The organism is Dyella silvatica (genome assembly GCF_026283955.1).
Taxonomy (GTDB): domain Bacteria; phylum Pseudomonadota; class Gammaproteobacteria; order Xanthomonadales; family Rhodanobacteraceae; genus Dyella_C; species Dyella_C silvatica.
Genome location: NZ_JAPDPE010000115.1, coordinates 1 through 17,212 on the forward strand (window position 1 = coordinate 1; position 17,212 = coordinate 17,212).

Here is a 17,212-nt window from a genome sequence, read left to right on the forward strand (position 1 = left end):
GGTGAACGGCATGCGCCTTTGCTGCCGTATGGCTATGCCGCACTCGACCGGTTGTGGGCGCATCTCTACGACGGTCAACCATGGCCGAGTGAGGTGGCGACACCGACAACCCAGCCGCGTGGTGCGGCTACGCTGGATCGCGCAACGCTCGATTTGCCCTGACGTTGAGCCTGGCTGGGCGGTTTCAAGCGAGCGGGACATCGCCCAGGCATGGATTGATGCTTGTTTCAACGCACCGCTCCGGCGTTGAACGTGGGGCCACCGTGGACACGGATAAGCCGGCCGGCGAGATGGCGATGGCGCCGCCTGCTTTGCTGTTTGTACTGGGCTTATTGCGCCGAGCTTGGTCGCCGCCCGAATTCAGCAGGCAGGGTGGGGACGGGGTCAGTGCGAGAGGGGCCGCCGCTGATGGCGGTTGCTTAGCCTTGCGATTATCGTTTCGCGATGTGGCTGATCCGTAGCGGTGGAGTATCCTTGCCGGCCTTCACATCCGTACGGTTACGGTGTGCGGTTCAGATATCTGTGGTTTAAAAAATTCAAGCTCGAAGAAATCTTAAGGACTTCCGATGACCATCAACGTTACTTTTAGCACCAACCGTGGCCCGATCCATCTGCGTCTGCACGATGACAAGACCCCGTTGACGGTGGCCAATTTCGTCAATCTGGCACGCCGCGGCTATTACGACGGTTTGTCGTTTCACCGCGTTATCGCTGACTTCATGGTCCAGGGCGGTTGCCCCGAAGGTAGCGGCCGTGGCGGCCCGGGCTATAAGTTTGAAGACGAGTTCAATGCCTCGCTGCGCCACGACAAGCCTGGCGTGCTGTCGATGGCCAATGCCGGTCCGCGCACCAATGGCAGCCAGTTCTTTATCACCCACGGTGCGACTCCGTGGCTGGACGGCAAGCACAGCGTGTTCGGTGAAGTGGTCGGTGCCGAAGACCAGGCCGTGGTGGACGCGATCGCCCAGGGCGATGTGATCGAAAAGGTCACCGTGGAAGGCGATGTGGATGCCTTGCTGGCCGCCCAGGCTGAGCGTGTAAAAGAGTGGAATACGGTGCTGGATCAGCGCGGTTAAGCCATTCTTGGCCCTGTTTGCAACAAAAAACCGCCGTCGTTCAGACGGCGGTTTTTTGTTGCCCGGCTGTCATGGCTATGTGCGTAGCGGGGGCCTAGAATCGGGAGGCTGTACAAGCCTTCCATCAATTGATTTTCAAGGAGAGTCGCAATGTCATTACTCGACAGTCTCGGCAGTCTGCTCGGTGGTACGGGTGCTCAGGAAGGGGCCGGCGGCTCGCTGATTTCGGTGGCGGGTCAGTTGATTGAGCGCGCCGGTGGCGTGCAGGGCCTGACCAATATGCTGCAGCAGCATGGCCTGGGCGATGCGGTGCAGTCCTGGGTCGGCACCGGCAGCAATCAGCCGGTATCCGGCGAGCAGCTGGGTCAGGCGCTGCAAAATGGCGGCCTGGGTTCGGTGGTGCAGGAAGCTGCCGGTAAGCTGGGCGTGGATCCGGGCCAGTTGCTGGGCCAGTTGTCACAGGTGCTGCCGCACGCGGTGGATCATTTGACCCCGGATGGCCAGGTGCCGCAGGCCCCGGCTGGCGGCGGTTTCGATGTGGGCGCGCTGGCGGGTTTGGCCGGCAAGCTGTTCGGCAACAAGGCCTGAGTCGGTCGGCTAAGGCTCGAGCCTGGCTATTGAACTAGCCATGGACATGTCGGCGGAGCGCAAGGCTCCGCCGACAGCTGGTCATTATGACGACGACGAAGAGCGCGTGGCGAAGTGATAAATCGCCAGCAAAACGGCCGCGCCGCCGATCGACCCCAGAAAATGCACAAAACCGGTCTCGCCCCACAAGTGCAGTTTTTCACCCACGAAGGTCGAGAGCAGCGATCCGGCAATACCCAGGATGGCGGTAATGATGAAGCCGCCCGGATCTTTGCCTGGCATGAACATCTTGGCGATGAGCCCGACTACCAGACCGACAATAAATACCCAGAGCCAATGCATATCCGTGTGTCCTCTACGAGAGTGAGTGAGATTCCCCTGAGCACGACATGAGCCTGGCATCCGGCCAACTCCCTGCCTTGGTGAGAGGCAGTGGGTGCATGATGCATGCGGGCTCTAAAATGCGGCGGCGCCACATGCTAAAATCCGGCGGGTTTGCTGTGCCACTCCCCACCTGAGGAAGCCATGCCCCAGCTCGCCCAGCGTATCGGCCGCGCCAAACCCAGCGCGATCATGCTCATTGCCGAAAAGGCCAAACAGCTTAAAGCTGCCGGCCGTGACATCATCAGTTTCTCTATCGGCGTACCGAATTTCCTGCCCGGTGAACATGTTTATGCGGCGGCGCGCGAAGCGCTTTCGCATGACTCCGGGCAGTACGGCAGCAACCGCGGTGCGGAGCCGCTGCTCGATGCGTTTCTCAAGCATATCGAGGCGCTTGGCTTCAGCGGTTATGGCCGTCTGAATCTGTCGATCGGCATTGGCGCGAAGCAGGTGTTGTACAACCTCGCCGAAGCCCTGCTGGACGAGGGTGACGAGATTTGTTTCCCGGCGCCGTATTGGACGACGTATCGCGACATCGCCGATATCGTCGGTGCCAAGATCAACGTGCTGCCATGCGGTGCCGAGCAGAACTACAAGCTCACCCCCGCGCAGTTGGACGCCGCCCTGGCGCGCAAGCCGAAGATGTTCTTGTTCAACAACCCGAACAACCCGACCGGCATGGCTTATACGCGCGAAGAAATCGCCGCGCTGGCCGAGGTATTGGTGAAGTATCCCGAGACCTGGATCGTTACCGACGACATCTATAACTCGATGGTCTTCGACGGCATCGGCTACCACAATTTTGTGCATGCCCGGCCCGAGCTGCGCGAGCGGCTGATCTTTGTCGACTCGGTTTCCAAGACGTACGGCATGCCGGGCTGGCGCGTCGGCATGATTGCCGGTCCGGAATCGGTGGCCAAGGCGGTTACCACGCTGAACTCCAACCACATCACCAGCGTGCCGGAAGTGATTACCGCAGCGGCGGTTGCCGCCTTTGCCGGTCCGCAAGACGTGCCGCAGGCCAAGTGCCTGGAATTTGCCGGCAAGCGCGATACGGTGGTGGCCGCTTTGCGGGCGATCCCCGGTGTGATCTGTCCGCGGCCGCAGGGTGCGTTCTACGCGTTCCCGGATATCTCGGTGGCGTTCGGTAAAAGCCATAACGGTCAGAAGATCGAAAACGATGTGCAGTTCTGCGCCGCCTTGCTTGAAGCCAAGGGCGTGGCCTGCGTGCCGGGTTCGGCCTTCGGCGAGCCGCGCGCCCTGCGTATTTCCTATACCTGCCCAACGGCGCAATTGGCGCCCGGACTCGCTCGCATGGCTGAATTCTTTGCCGAGTTGAGTTGATCGACGCTAGGGCCTGTGTCGCAAGATGCAGGCCTTGTTTTATGTACCCCCAAGTTATGCACCCTAAGGAGTTGCCACGATGAAAGCCCCCGTTCGAGTTGCTGTCACCGGCGCCGCCGGCCAGATCGGCTATGCCCTGTTGTTTCGCATTGCCGCTGGCGACATGCTTGGTAAAGATCAGCCGGTGATTCTGCACCTGCTGGAAATCACCCCGGCGCTGCCTGCTTTGCAGGGTGTGGTGATGGAGCTCAACGATTGTGCGTTCCCGACGCTGGCTGGCGTGGTTGCCACCGACGACGTCAACGTGGCCTTCAAGGATGTCGATTACGCCTTGCTGGTCGGCGCCCGTCCGCGCGGCCCGGGCATGGAGCGTAAAGATCTGCTCGAAGCCAATGGCGCGATCTTCGCCCCGCAGGGCAAGGCCTTGAACGACCACGCCAAGCGTGACGTGAAAGTGCTGGTGGTCGGCAATCCGGCTAACACCAATGCGCTGATTGCGCAGCAGAGCGCCCCGGACCTGGATCCGAATTGCTTCACCGCGATGGTTCGCCTCGATCACAACCGCGCACTGTCGCAGCTGGCCGAGAAGACCGGTTCGCACACCACCGATATCAAGAAGGTCACCATCTGGGGCAATCACAGCTCGACCCAGTACCCGGATCTGCACCAGGCCACCGTGAAGGGCCAGGCTGCGCTCGAACTGGTCGAACAGAGCTGGTACGCGAATGATTTCATCCCGACCGTGCAACAGCGCGGCGCGGCCATCATCAAGGCGCGCGGTGCTTCTTCCGCCGCGTCGGCGGCGTCGGCGGCTATCGACCATATGCGCACCTGGGCACTGGGCACCGCGGAGGGTGATTGGGCGTCGATGGGCATTCCGTCCGATGGTTCGTACGGCATCGCCCCGGGCGTGATCTACGGCTACCCGGTCACCGTGAAAAACGGCAAGTACGAGATCGTGCAGGGCCTGGCGATCAACGATTTCTCGCGTGCCCGCATGGATGCCACCGACAAGGAGCTGCGTGAAGAGCGCGCCGGCGTCGAGCATTTGTTCGCCAAGAAGTAATCACCGCTTTTCCTGCGTTGCTGTCGCCACTATGTGTGGCGATGAGTTGACGCTTGGCAAGAGATGGGTGTGAAACCGTGGCCCCGGAACCCTGGTTCCGGGGCCACGTGTTTTCATCACTCCAGCTGATACGAGAAACTGAGGTTGTAGCGCGGATGCCGACCGTCATGGTTCGGTGGCAGAGTGCCAATGGGCTGCGCCGCGGAAAAGTCGATGGTGTAGTGCTTGCCGTCGCTAAGGCGCATGCCTAGCGCCATGGTTCTTAGCTCGTTGAATGATTGTGATGGGCTATTGAGATAGGTCCGTGCAAATTGCGCAACGGTGTAGGGAGTCAGTGTTTTCAGCCAGGTGGACGGATAGGTAAAGGGGCGGTTGACCTCGAACGCCGCGCCCCAGCCACTGTCGCCGGATATCTCGCCCGGATCGTAAGCCAGGCCAAAGCGTGGGCCGCCGAAGCTGATTTGCTCGCTCGATGGCAGGCGATTGTTGCTGTACTGGCCAATCAGGCTGGCTACGGTGCCGATATGCGCACCCCAGGTATTGCCTTGCAGCGCGCTGAAGTTATAACGCGTGAAACGCGTATCGGTAGCTGCGCTCAAGTCGGTGCCGGGAATGTTGCTATGCGTGTTGGCGCCGGCCCCCCACAGATCGAAACCATGGCTGATGCTGAAGCTGAATTTGCGCACTTGCTTGGTGCCTGCCTGGGTGTAATCCAGCCCTGCTTGAAGCACTCGTACATTGGTTTTGAATTGCAGCGAAGCACCGTTAAGCGTATTGAGGTAGCTATCGTTTTGATTCGAACCATAGATGCTGGCAGTGGCCAGCAAACTTTGGCTCGGGCTGAGCAGCAAGGGATAGCTGAAACTAAAACCAAGCCGATCCTGGCTAAGGCGATGGCGCAGGTAGGAGGGCAGTTGGGTGTTGATGTCGGGGTTGCCGTAGAAGTGCGAGCCATCGAGCTTGCCGATCAAGCCGGTGGATCCGAGCATCTGCGAATAACCTGCCGCATAGAACTCTTGCGAGACCCGGCCTTGCGGATAAATCACCGAGGCGGTGATTTGCTCGCCTAGCGGCGTAAGCCCATTCAGCATGCCGTTGAGCAGGCCTTGAATGCCGGGGTGGTTGAAGTCGATGCCCGCGCTGCTGTTGAAGCGCCGGCGGGTAACGCTGAGCTCTAGTCGGGTGGCGCCATCGGTGGTGGTGGGGGCAGGGACGTTGGCGGCAATCTTGGCGCCAGGCAGCATGCCAAGCACCTGGAGGTAGCGATCGAAAGTAGCTTTGCGCAGCGGCCGGTCTGCGGTGATATGGCGGGCGATCGCCTGGATCTTCTTGGTCAGTGTGCCGGCGTCGCCGCTGATTACCACTTCAGCGACATAGCCTTCGACGACGGTGACATTGACGATGCCGTTCTCGAACGATTGCGCCGGCACATAGCAGAAAGACAAGGCATAGCCATGCGCTTGATAGTGCTTGCTGCAAGCGTCCGCGGCGGCCACCAGGTCGGCGATGCGCACCGATTTTCCAGTCAACGGTTTGAACAGTGCGGAGATCTCATCGAAGGGGATCGAGTGCACGCCGACGATGTTGATGTGAGTGGGCGTGAGTGTGCTGGCAAGCAGGGCGGCGAGCTGGGTGTTCTGCTGTTGCTGCTGCACATTGAAGGTGATGTTCGGGGTTGCCTTGGGTGTTTCCACGCGAGGCAGGTTTTGTACCGGATTGGCGACTTGCGGTCGCGCCTGACCCCAGGCGCTGGTGGCTGTCGTCGCAGCCAAAATGAAACTCAGCCATGTCCTCATGTTTGTTTAGCTCCCGTGCGTTCATCAGTGCAGGTGCTTTGGATCTGCTGCGCGGCTGTTGCCGCCGGCCGTTGCGAGGTTGATCGAACTTGCTCCTCGGCGTCCTTCTCCTCGACATAAAAAGAGGCGGCCGTTATGGCCGCCTCTTGAGTGCTGCTTACTTCTTGTGTCCAGGTAAGAGGCCGCCAAGCAGGCCACCGTTATCGCCTGTGCCGCCGCTAGCGCCTGCCGTTCCGGTGAGGCCGCCGGTGAGACCGCCGACTACGCCGCCTAACAGCCCGCCAGAGCCCGTCGTTGTGGTCGACCCCGATGCCGCGCCGGAAAGGCTTCCGGTCAGGCTGTTGACCACGCCGCCGACGGTTTGCACGATGTTTTTCAGCGGATCGTTGGCGCCCAGCCCTGGGCCGCCGCCACCGCCGGAAAGCGCACCGGTGAGTCCGCCGGTCAGTCCACCCAGGCCACCGCCACTCAGGCCGCCGCTGAGACCGGCTGGCCCCGAAGTAGCCGTCGCGACGTTGTTGACCACGTTGTTGAGTACCTGCGTCACTGGCTTCAAGGCGCCGCCGTTGACCGCATCGTTTACGTTGCTCACCAAGCCAGTAACGCTGCCGGTGGTCGTACTGACTACCGAGGTGAGTGTGCTGGTTAGCGGGTTAAGTGGTGCCAAGGGGCCACTGCCGAGACTGCCGATGACGGTGTTGGCGGTGGTTGCCGTCTGATTGACCAGACCATTTGTACCGAGGCTGACGTCAGCCACCGTGACGCCGACCGGGTTAGGGCTGCCGCCCGCACGTCCCAGGCCCGTGGTAAGCCCGGTGCCGATGGTGCCTACCGCGCCGCCGACACCTTCCAGGGTGCTACCCAACAGTTGCCCGGTCGGTCCGCCGCCACCGGGCAGCGAGGTGCTGGACAGTTGCATACCAAGGCCGCTGACCAGGCCACCGGCACCGGTGACTGCCGCACCCGCCACCTGTGACGTGGCCGCCACCAGGTTGGACGATGCGCCGGTACCCGATACGCCGTTTTGACCTAGCGTGGCGACTGGCGTCAATACATTACTCAAGAGCTGGGTCACTGATTGGACCGGGGCCGTATTGATCACATGGCCCAGGCCGACACTGCCTGTACTCACGTCACCGCCCACGGTGGAGACGATATTGCCCAGCGCAGAAGTGATCGGCTGAATCGGCGAGCCCTGGAAGGCGCCCAGGCCATCGACGGTCTTGCCGACATCAGTGACGGCAACCCCCAAATCGTTGGTCGCCGGAACCAGGCCATTGGCTGTAACGCCGACCGGGTTGGAGATATTGCCGATCTGTCCCAGGCCGTTCGTCGTGCCGTTGCCAACGGCGCTGACAGCATCGCCGACTTCTTGGATCACCCCGCCCAGGCCTTGAGTGACGGCATTGTTGCCGCCGAGCAGGGCTTGTCCGGGGATCTGCGCGCCAATACCGGTGACGGTGCCGCCGACGCCGGAGACGAGATTGCCGGCGCCTGTTGCGATGGCACCGACGACTCCGCTTGGTGCGGGGGTACCGCCTGTGCCACCTCCCGTACCACCACCTCCCGTACCACCACCTCCCGTACCACCGCCACCGGTGCCACCGCCGGTTCCACCGCCCGTGCCGCCACCGGAACCACCGCCGCTCCCTCCACCCGTTCCGCCGCCGGTGCCACCACTGCCAGAGCCTGAGCCACTGCCTGAGCCACCTGAGCCTGAGCCACTGCCAGAGCCACTACCTGATCCTGTTCCACTGCCTGTGCCGCTACCGCCACTACCCGTGCCCGAGCTGCCACCGGAGCCAGAGCCTGAGCCACTGCCAGAGCCGGCGCCATTGGGGCTAACCGTACTGCCGGCCTTGATGGGGGATTTGAATGAGCTGGACCCGGAACATGCCGCGATAGATGCTGCGGCAGCCACGATACAAGTTGCGAGCAATGTCCTTTTGAGAACTTCACCTAAACGATGGTCGTTCATGACTGCCCCTCCACGATCGCATTGAGTACTCAACTGCGTGGCCCAGCGAGCGTCCCCGGAATCTAAGCTGGCCGCCTGATGAAAACGGACGCTGAGGAATTGGCTTGCTTTTCAGCATTGCCATTGTGTGACGTATTTGGCTAATCAGCACTAATGGCTCATGCACCATCTACGGTCGAAATGAGTATCTGCCTGCGTGAAAAATTTATCCACGTATAAATTTATCTCGCGCGATGGTTTCAATGGATACCTTGGTTTATGTGGTTTCTTTTGATACCAAGTCGATAAGTTGTTGGTATTTACGATGGCATAAACAAAATAAGTGCCTTCGATAATTAACTATCGGTTTTTACGGCGCGCCGCCATTTTGATCGATCTATATGCGATGCGTGAAGTGCTCCGCTCGCCGGTCATGGCCAAACGATGATGACGTTAAACGCCTATTCCACATGAACCTGCGATCTGGCTGCAAAGGCGCTACTCCATCCTAACGATGAAGTAGTCGCGTCGTTTACTCTGCATGGGAGATTTTTCTATAAATTTCCGGGGTCGAAAGATCGGCGCTGAAAATTTGTCGATGAAGATGCGCCAGGTAGTTCCGTCAAGCCATCTTCTATGCCTGCTGGATAGCCGATGGAGGCGGTGCGCACGGCTGAATCATTTTGGCCGTAGCCATGGCCAGGCTTTGGTTGATATTTAATGCGCCAGCCAAAACGCAAGGCGGCATGATCGAGATGCCTGGGATAGACATTCGAAGAACTGCGCCTGTGTCGCTCGGGTAGATCCATTAAATCGAATGGTCAGTGAGGGGGCTTGCCGGATGCGCGTTTGCTGCTGATGAATAGGCGTTCCCATCGCGATGGTGTTGCGGGCTACGCGAATAGCGCGAACAGGCCCTAGTGCATTCTTGATCTGATGCAGGTTCAATCTGGAACTCATCACGATCACAAGGTGTGCGCATGGAGTACGAGGATTTCTACCGCCGTTCCATCGATGAGCCCGAGTTGTTCTGGCTCGAACAGGCACAGCGAATTCATTGGAAAACTCCTCCGCGAGTCATTCTCGATCAGTCGACGCCACCGTTTCGCCGTTGGTTTGTCGGCGGCACCACCAATCTTTGTTACAACGCGGTGGATCGCCATCTCGCCGAACGTGCAGAGCAATTGGCCTTGGTGGCCTTTTCCACGGAAACTGGCGTCACTCGCGAGGTCAGCTATCGAGAGCTGTATGGTGAAGTGAATACCTTTGCGGCCGTGCTGGTTTCATTGGGGGTAGGCAAAGGCGATCGCGTGGTGATCTATTTGCCCAATATCGCCGAGGCGGTGTTCGCGATGCTGGCATGTGCGCGCATCGGCGCGATTCATTCCGTGGTCTTTGGCGGTTTTGCCGCGCACAACCTAGCCTTGCGCATCGATGATGCCAAGCCAGTGTTGTTGATTGCTACCGATGCGGGGATGCGTGGCGGCAAGGTGCTTCCTTATAAGCCGTTGGTCGATGCTGCGCTTAGCGAGTCGAGCTATCCGCCCAGGCATGTGCTGATGGTCGATCGCGGACTCGATGCGTCGATGGCACGCAGCGAAGGGCGCGATCTGGACTATGCCGAGTTGCGTGCACGGCATGCGGGTATCGAGGTGCCGGTGACATGGCTGGAGTCAAATGAGCCCAGCTATCTGCTGTATACCTCGGGCACCACCGGCAAGCCCAAAGGCATTCAGCGCGATGTCGGTGGATATGCGGTGGCGATGGCGATGTCGACCCGCATGATCTTTGATATTGCCCCGGGCCAGGTGATGTTTTCGACCTCGGATGTGGGCTGGGCGGTAGGGCACTCCTATAACGTTTACGGCCCGCTGATCGGTGGCGCAACGTCATTGCTTTATGAGGGGCTGCCGACGCGTCCTGATCCGGGTATCTGGTGGCAGCTTTGCCAGCGCTATGGCGTGCACACCATGTTCTCGTCGCCTACGGCTATGCGGGTGTTGAAGAAGCAGGACACGAGTTGGTTGAGCGCCTCCGACTTGTCCAGTCTGAAGTGGTTGTTTCTTGCCGGCGAGCCGCTGGACGAGCCGACCGCGCATTGGCTTACCGATGGACTCGGCGTACCGGTGATCGATAACTATTGGCAAACCGAAACCGGTTGGCCAGCGATCACCCTGATGCCGGGGCTGGATCTGAAACCTTTGAAATTCGGTTCGCCCGGCCTGCCCAGCCCCGGCTATCGCATGAAGATCATCGACGAGCACAGCGGCATCGAGCAGCCGTCACATCAAAAGGGTGTACTGGTGTTTGAGCCACCGTTGCCGCCGGGTTGCCTGACCACGGTCTGGCGCGATGACGCACGTTATGTCAGCAGCTATTTCAGCCATTTCAACGAGCTGTTGTATAGCTCGCTGGATTGGGCCATTCGCGACGATGACGGCTATATCACCATTCTTGGCCGCACCGACGATGTCATCAACGTGGCCGGCCATCGGCTGGGTACGCGTGAGATCGAGGAGTCGATCGCCACGCATAACGCAGTGGCCGAAGCCGCGGTGGTGGGTGTCTACGATGCGCTGAAGGGGCAGGTTCCTGTGGTGTTCGCCACGCTTAAGCAAGATGCCGCGGAGGATCATCGCGTGGTGGCGCAAGCGATGCAGCAGTGCGTGATCGATCGGCTCGGCGCCATCGCCAAACCGGCCCAGGTGTATATCGTCAATGCCTTGCCGAAAACCCGTTCCGGCAAACTGTTGCGCCGTTCGTTGCAGGCGTTGATCCAGCAGGCCGACCCCGGTGATTTATCGACGCTGGATGACCCTGGCGCACTCGATGAGGTGCGCCGTGCGCTTGAGCGTGGCCCCGATCAATAAGCCGGACCAAGTAAGCCAGATCAATCGGTTTGAACGCAGGCGGCTGCGCGCGTCAGCCTGCCGATGTTTTGTCATGCATCGCTGGAGCCTGCGGTCTGCGCATCGACCACGGTGGCGGTGACGATGTCGCTGCCCACATTCACCGTGGTGCGCAGCATGTCCAGAATGCGGTCCACACCCAGCACCAGGCCAATACCTTCGGGCGGTACGCCGAAGGTCGCCAGTAGTCCGGCGATCAGCGGCAACGAACCTCCCGGGATGCCGGCCACCGCAACCGCGCTCAATACGGACAGCAGCATCAGCACACATTGCTGACCCAGCGACAACTCGACGTTGAAGGCCTGGGCGACAAACAAGACGACGCAACCTTCGAACAAGGCGGTGCCGCTCATGTTCATGGTGGCGCCCAGGGGAAGCACAAAGCCGGAGGTGCTCGGTGCCAGTTTCAGTTCGTCACGGGCAATCGCCAGGGAGGCGGGCAGCGAGGCGCTGCTCGAACTGGTCGAAAATGCGGTTATCAATAGCGGCCGGATCTGCCGGAAATAAGCTAGCGGTTGGCGTTTCGTAAACAGCATCAGCCATAGCGACATGGTGCCGAACAGATGTACGGCGAGTGCGACGGTGCAGCCAGCGACAAAGACTGAGAGGGTGAACAAGATGCCGGTGCCTACTTTTACGATCACGCTGTAAATCATCGCCGGCACGGCGTAAGGCGCCAGCTTGAGCGCGAAGCCGACGATACCGGTCATCACCTCGCTAATCACGTCGAGGCCGGCCTGAAATTTCAGCCGTTTGTCTTCGCTCAATCGCGTGGCGGCGGCGCCGACCAGGATGGCGAACAGGATCAGCGGCAGCACATCGCCAAGTTTGTCGGTGCTTTGCCCGACGAACGCCGCGAACAGATTGCGTGGCATGAACATCTCCACCAGCGTGGATAAGTTCATCGAGGGCTGCAGGTGTTGTTTCGCGACGGCAAGGTTGGCATCGACACCGTACTGCTGCAGCAGTTGGCTTTTGTCATCGACAGACAAGTGATGGCCCGGTTGCAGCAGATTCATCATGACCAGGCCGATGCCGACGGCAATGCCCATATTGGCGACGAACAGCGCGAAGGTGCGCCCGGCCAGGGGACCGAGCCTGTCGAGTTGGCCCAGCTGGGTAATGCCCGAGGCCAGTGAAGCGAACACCAGCGGAATCACCACGAAGAACAGCATGCGCAGAAAAACCTGCCCAAACGGATCCAGGACGGCGCTTGAAAACGCCTGCATCGCTTGCAAGGTGGCGGGGTGCCATTGACCGATACCCAGCGTAATGACCGCGGCGATCACGCCAACGGCTAGCCCCCAGAGGATGCGTGTGGCGAGTGGTTTGGATGCGCTCATGGCTTGAATGTACGTGGAGCGAATCAGCGCGTCACGCATGTTTTTGCGATTGCTGCTTTGCAGCACAAGCGTAAGTCATCGGGTGCGTTAAAATGCGCCCTTTTTTACGGAGGCGATATGTCACAGCAAGCATCCCCCGGCGCGCGTTTTCGCGCTGCCGTTGCTGAAGAGCAACCGCTGCAAGTCGTCGGTGCCATCACCGCTTACGCGGCGCGGATGGCGCAACGTAGTGGTTTTCGCGCGATCTATCTGTCCGGTGGCGGCGTCGCGGCGAATTCGCTGGGTATGCCTGATCTGGGTATCAGCACCATGGAAGACGTGCTTACCGACATCCGTCGTATTACCGATGTCTGCGACCTGCCATTGCTGGTGGATGTCGACACCGGCTGGGGTGGCGCGTTCAACATCGCGCGCACGGTGCGCTCGTTGATCAAGGCCGGCGCCGGCGCGCTGCATATCGAGGACCAGGTTGCGGCCAAGCGCTGTGGCCATCGGCCGGGCAAGGCGATCGTGCCGAAAGACGAGATGGTCGATCGCATCAAGGCAGCGGTCGATGCGCGACATGATCCTGGTTTCGTCATCATGGCCCGTACTGACTCGATGGCGGTAGAGGGCATCGACGCGGCGATCGATCGCGCGCTGGCTTGCGTTGAAGCCGGTGCGGACATGATCTTCCCCGAGGCGATCAATACGCTGGAGCAGTACCGCCAGTTCAAGGCGGCGGTGAAGGTGCCGATTCTTGCCAACATCACCGAATTCGGCCAGACCCCGCTGTTTACCCGCGAGGAACTCGCCAGCGCGGATGTCGACATTATTTTGTATTGCTGCGGAGCCTATCGTGCGATGAACAAGGCTGCGTTGAATTTCTACGAGACTGTACGCCGCGATGGTACGCAGAAGGCCGCCGTGCCCACCATGCAAACCCGCGAAGAGCTTTACGACTACCTTGGCTATCACAGTTATGAGCGGAAGCTCGACGAGCTTTTTGCGGGCGGCAAAGAAGGTTGATCACAGGCAAGGGCCGCCGGGTGGCAACGGCGGCGGTACTTTTTTGACTGGCGGCGCGCGCTGATACGCGTGGGCTGTTTTGCGGGTTAGACGGAGAAATCGCATGACTGAACAAGCTCTTCCCAAGGCCAAGAAATCGGTCGCCCTGTCGGGTGTGGCCGCGGGCAATACGGCCCTGTGCACGGTGGGCCGTAGCGGCAACGATTTGCACTATCGCGGTTATGACATTCACGACCTGGCTGCGAAGGGTTGCTTCGAGGAGGTGGCCTATTTGCTGGTGCATGGCGCCTTGCCGAACTGGGCCGAGTTGAATGCCTACCGCGCCAAGCTGAAGCGCTTGCGCGGCCTGCCGGCGCCGGTAAAGAGCGCGCTGGAACTCTTGCCGGCCGCGACGCACCCGATGGACGTGATGCGCACTGGTTGCTCGGTATTGGGCACCGTGTTGCCGGAGAAAGACGATCACAATGCCACTGGCGCGCGCGATATCGCCGATCGCCTGATGGCCTGCTTCGGTTCGATTTTGTTGTACTGGTATCACTTCAGCCACAACGGCAAGCGCATCGAGACCGAGACCGAGGATGACTCCATCGCCGGGCACTTCCTGCATCTGCTGCACGGCAAAAAGCCCAGCGAATTGCACGCACATGCGCTGGACAAATCGCTGGTGCTGTACGCCGAGCATGAGTTCAATGCCTCCACCTTCACGGCACGCGTGATTGCCGGTACCGGTTCGGATATGTATTCGGCCATCACCGGTGCCATCGGTGCGCTGCGCGGTCCGAAACACGGCGGTGCCAACGAAGTGGCGATGGAGATCATCGCGCGTTACCGCAGCGCCAGCGATGCCGAAGCGGATATTCGCGCTCGCGTCGAACGCAAGGAAATCATCATCGGTTTCGGCCATCCGGTGTACACGGTGTCCGATCCGCGCAACGAGATCATCAAAGAGGTCTCGCGCAAATTGTGCATCGATGGCGGTAACCCGAACCTGTTCGATGTGTCCGAGCGCATCGAGAAGTTGATGTGGGACTTGAAGAAAATGTTTCCCAACCTCGACTGGTTCTCGGCCAGCGCGTATCACATGATGGGGGTGCCGACGGCGATGTTTACGCCCTTGTTCGTGATCGCCCGCACCTCCGGCTGGAGCGCGCATGTGATCGAGCAGCGCGAGGACGGCAAAATCATTCGCCCCAGTGCGAACTACATCGGGCCGGAAGATCTGAACTACGTGCCGATCGAAAAGCGCTAAGACCAGGCGTCATCGAATGACGGAGTCCTTGCCAGGCCTTGGCTCCGTATCGAATGTTTTGCCTAGATGCTTGTTTTCGACTGGCCGATGGTGAAACGCCAACGGCTTGCATGCTTTGTTCGTGGTGCTGCATGAGATCGCGTCCGTCATGACCGATGATGGACGCGATCTACCTCACAGGCCTTCGGCCTTCATGGCTGCCTTGACCCCCGCATCCTCAAGCATTCGCTGATGGAAGCGCGCCAGCTGCTCGAAGCCGCTGAGGTCGACGTTTTTGCCCTTGGCCCAATTCAGGACCACGAACAGGTAAGGGTCGGCAATCGAGCGGGTGCCGGTAAGCCAGTCGCGGCCCACCAGTTGCTTGTCCAGTTGTTCGAAGTGATTGCGCAGCCTGCTGCGTGCATGCGTTTGTAATTCATCGTGCTGGGCGGCATCGTTGATAAAGCGGGCAGGCGCGAATACGGGTTTGAAACACTGATGCACATCGGAGTTGATGAAGGCGAGCCAGCGTTGGACTTCGGCGCGACCGCGCGGGCCTTCGCCGCCAAGCCGTGCCTCCGGGAAGGAGTCGGCGAGATAACCCAATATGGCGACATTCTCAGTCAGTACCCAGCCGTTATCTTCAAGCGCAGGCACGACACCGTTGGGGTGAATCTTTAGATATTCAGGTGAGCGCAATGCCTCACGGGCGACTTGCTGGGTTTCGTAGGGCTTGCCGGTCCATTCCAGCACGATGTGATCGGCAAGTGAGCAAGCGCCGGGCAGGTAGTAGAGCTTCATCCGAATTTCGCAGTGATGATGGGGGCGGCAGTGTCGCGTGTAGCGATGCCTGGCTCAAGGTGCGAGGGCGCTTAGCTGTTTGCGTCGACGCTGCATCAGCCAGCCGCCGCCACAGATGATCAGCACGAAGACAGCGTCCATGACATAGCTGGCCCAGCCATGAGCGTCGAACCATGCGGCGACCAGGTGGTCGTGCGCAATCCTGCGTGCCGCGGTCCAGGCAATGGCGCCGGCGCCGACATAGACGATGGCGGGAAAGCGCTCGATCAATTTGAGAATCAGCGTCGAGCCCCAGACCACCAGCGGCACACTGATCGCCAGGCCGATGATGACCAAACCCATATGCCCGCCCGAGGCGCCGGCAATGGCCAGTACGTTGTCCATGCCCATGAGTGCATCGGCGACGATGATCGTGCGCAAGGCGGCCCAGAAACTACCCGCTGCGCTGATGCTGTGATCTTCGCCATCGGATTTGAGCAGCTTCCAGGCAATCGGCAGCAGCGCCAACCCGCCGACCAGCATCAGGCCCGGGAGTTGCAGCAGGTACACCACCACACCGGTCAGCGCGACACGCACGGCGACCGCGCCAAACGTGCCCCAGAACACGGCTTTCTTTTGTACGGATTTGGGCAGGTTGCGAGCGGCCAACGCGATGACGATGGCGTTATCGCCAGCCAGTACGAGATCGAGCAGGACAATGGCCAACAGGCCGGAGAGAACCTCACCACTTAAAACGCTGCTAAGGGCGTCGAGGCTGAAAACAGAGCTGCCAGTCAGTTCCATGCGGATTCCTAGTGCGCGCTGGACTCATGCAGAAACGGCGGACGCGCGCGGCCCGTCGTTTCCACAAAAGTCTTGTTCGCAGCGCGCTGCCGCCGCGATGACCGGAGCGATGCTTCGCTCGTGATGACGATCACCGCACGGATATGCAGGGCATATCCAGAACTACTCCCCTTTGGGATGCCGGTGATTGTGGGTGCCGCAGTGATCAGCGTCAAGCAAGCCAGGGATGCTGAAAGACATCAACGCCGGTTAGAATGGCGGTTTTTCCTGCCTCGAGACTTTCTTCATGAGTGCGCACGACATCCGTTCCGCCAAACGCCCCGATCCCGACCAGCCAATGGTCGATATCGCCAATTACGTCGCCGACTACAAGATCGATTCGACCGAGGCCTACGACACGGCGCGCTACATGCTGCTCGACTCGCTCGGCACCTCGATGTTGGCAATGAAGTTTCCTGAGTGCGTCAAGCACCTTGGCCCAGTTGTGCCGGGCGCCAATTTGCCGGGCGGTGCGCGCGTACCGGGTACCAGCCATGAGCTGGATCCGGTGCAGGCTGCGTTTGCGATCGGTACCCAGATTCGCTGGCTCGACTTCAATGACACCTGGCTGGCTGCCGAGTGGGGTCACCCGTCCGACAACCTGGGCAGCATTCTCGCGGTAGCCGATTACCTCAGCCGCAAGGCCGAGCGTGAGGGCGGCAAGGCGCTGACCGTGCGCGATGTGCTGACTTATGCCATCAAGGCCCACGAGATTCAGGGCTGCTATGCCTTGTTGAACAGCTACAACCGTGTCGGTCAGGATCACGTGATTCTGGTGCGACTGGCATCGACCGCCGTTGCCACCGCCATGCTGGGCGGCGATAAAGAGCAGATCACCACCGCTGTCTCGCATAGCTGGATCGACAACGGCGCGCTGCGTACCTACCGCCATG

At 60.2% G+C, this 17,212-nt stretch carries 15 protein-coding genes; 9 read left to right on the plus strand and 6 right to left on the minus strand.

The annotated features are described in order from the left end of the window. Window positions 1–566: 566 nt before the first annotated feature. Both OUZ52_RS18485 and OUZ52_RS18490 read left to right on the plus strand, forming a co-directional pair. Complete coding sequence (locus tag OUZ52_RS18485; protein ID WP_266160006.1) at window positions 567–1,076, plus strand: peptidylprolyl isomerase; 510 nt, start codon at window positions 567–569, stop codon at window positions 1,074–1,076. Window positions 1,077–1,226: 150 nt separating this feature from the next. Then, the gene (locus tag OUZ52_RS18490) at window positions 1,227–1,664 is read left to right on the plus strand and encodes a YidB family protein (protein WP_266160007.1); all 438 of its coding nucleotides are present in this window, start codon (window positions 1,227–1,229) and stop codon (window positions 1,662–1,664) included. An 84-nt stretch (window positions 1,665–1,748) separates the two neighbouring features. Here OUZ52_RS18490 and OUZ52_RS18495 read toward each other — a convergent pair whose 3' ends face one another. Further along, a complete protein-coding gene (locus OUZ52_RS18495) occupies window positions 1,749–2,006 on the minus strand; it encodes a GlsB/YeaQ/YmgE family stress response membrane protein (RefSeq protein ID WP_266160008.1) in 258 nt (85 codons plus the stop codon). 183 nt (window positions 2,007–2,189) lie between these two features. On the opposite strand from OUZ52_RS18495, the gene OUZ52_RS18500 reads away from it, so the two are divergent. Further along, on the plus strand, window positions 2,190–3,389 hold the full coding sequence (locus OUZ52_RS18500) for an aminotransferase class I/II-fold pyridoxal phosphate-dependent enzyme (RefSeq protein ID WP_266160009.1): 1,200 nt from the start codon (window positions 2,190–2,192) through the stop codon (window positions 3,387–3,389). 79 nt (window positions 3,390–3,468) lie between these two features. Further along, window positions 3,469–4,455 carry a malate dehydrogenase gene (locus OUZ52_RS18505; protein WP_266160010.1) on the plus strand — a complete coding sequence of 329 codons (987 nt, stop codon included), beginning with the start codon at window positions 3,469–3,471 and terminating at the stop codon, window positions 4,453–4,455. A gap of 116 nt (window positions 4,456–4,571) precedes the next feature. On the opposite strand, the gene OUZ52_RS18510 is transcribed toward OUZ52_RS18505, so the two are convergent. Both OUZ52_RS18510 and OUZ52_RS18515 read right to left on the minus strand, forming a co-directional pair. Further along, window positions 4,572–6,251 (minus strand): ShlB/FhaC/HecB family hemolysin secretion/activation protein, encoded by a 1,680-nt coding sequence (locus OUZ52_RS18510; RefSeq protein WP_266160011.1) that lies wholly within the window; start codon window positions 6,249–6,251, stop codon window positions 4,572–4,574. A gap of 157 nt (window positions 6,252–6,408) precedes the next feature. Continuing rightward, complete coding sequence (locus OUZ52_RS18515; RefSeq protein ID WP_266160012.1) at window positions 6,409–7,632, minus strand: collagen-like triple helix repeat-containing protein; 1,224 nt, start codon at window positions 7,630–7,632, stop codon at window positions 6,409–6,411. Here OUZ52_RS18515 and OUZ52_RS18520 point away from each other — a divergent pair. Then, window positions 7,624–7,944 carry a hypothetical protein gene (locus tag OUZ52_RS18520; protein ID WP_266160013.1) on the plus strand — a complete coding sequence of 107 codons (321 nt, stop codon included), beginning with the start codon at window positions 7,624–7,626 and terminating at the stop codon, window positions 7,942–7,944. The two genes, OUZ52_RS18515 and OUZ52_RS18520, sit on opposite strands and share 9 nt — an antisense overlap. 1,244 nt (window positions 7,945–9,188) lie before the next feature. Continuing rightward, complete coding sequence (prpE, locus tag OUZ52_RS18525) at window positions 9,189–11,078, plus strand: propionate--CoA ligase (protein WP_266160014.1); 1,890 nt, start codon at window positions 9,189–9,191, stop codon at window positions 11,076–11,078. 71 nt (window positions 11,079–11,149) lie between these two features. On the opposite strand, the gene OUZ52_RS18530 is transcribed toward prpE, so the two are convergent. After that, window positions 11,150–12,460, minus strand: a complete 1,311-nt coding sequence (locus OUZ52_RS18530) for a dicarboxylate/amino acid:cation symporter (RefSeq protein ID WP_425493880.1) — start codon at window positions 12,458–12,460, stop codon at window positions 11,150–11,152. A gap of 117 nt (window positions 12,461–12,577) precedes the next feature. Here OUZ52_RS18530 and prpB point away from each other — a divergent pair, with 117 nt between their 5' ends. Further along, window positions 12,578–13,468 (plus strand): methylisocitrate lyase, encoded by an 891-nt coding sequence (gene prpB / locus OUZ52_RS18535; protein WP_266160016.1) that lies wholly within the window; start codon window positions 12,578–12,580, stop codon window positions 13,466–13,468. A gap of 103 nt (window positions 13,469–13,571) precedes the next feature. Beyond that, window positions 13,572–14,717: a bifunctional 2-methylcitrate synthase/citrate synthase gene (prpC, locus tag OUZ52_RS18540; RefSeq protein WP_266160017.1), complete on the plus strand. Its 1,146-nt coding sequence runs from the start codon at window positions 13,572–13,574 to the stop codon at window positions 14,715–14,717. Window positions 14,718–14,891: 174 nt separating this feature from the next. Here prpC and OUZ52_RS18545 read toward each other — a convergent pair whose 3' ends face one another. Both OUZ52_RS18545 and OUZ52_RS18550 read right to left on the minus strand, forming a co-directional pair. Further along, a complete protein-coding gene (locus OUZ52_RS18545) occupies window positions 14,892–15,497 on the minus strand; it encodes a glutathione S-transferase family protein (protein ID WP_266160018.1) in 606 nt (201 codons plus the stop codon). 54 nt (window positions 15,498–15,551) lie between these two features. After that, complete coding sequence (locus OUZ52_RS18550; protein WP_266160019.1) at window positions 15,552–16,280, minus strand: TerC family protein; 729 nt, start codon at window positions 16,278–16,280, stop codon at window positions 15,552–15,554. A 286-nt stretch (window positions 16,281–16,566) separates the two neighbouring features. Between OUZ52_RS18550 and OUZ52_RS18555 the strand changes: the two genes are divergently transcribed. Continuing rightward, window positions 16,567–17,212, plus strand: a 646-nt coding sequence (locus OUZ52_RS18555; RefSeq protein WP_266160020.1) for an MmgE/PrpD family protein, incomplete at its 3' end; no start/stop codon positions are given.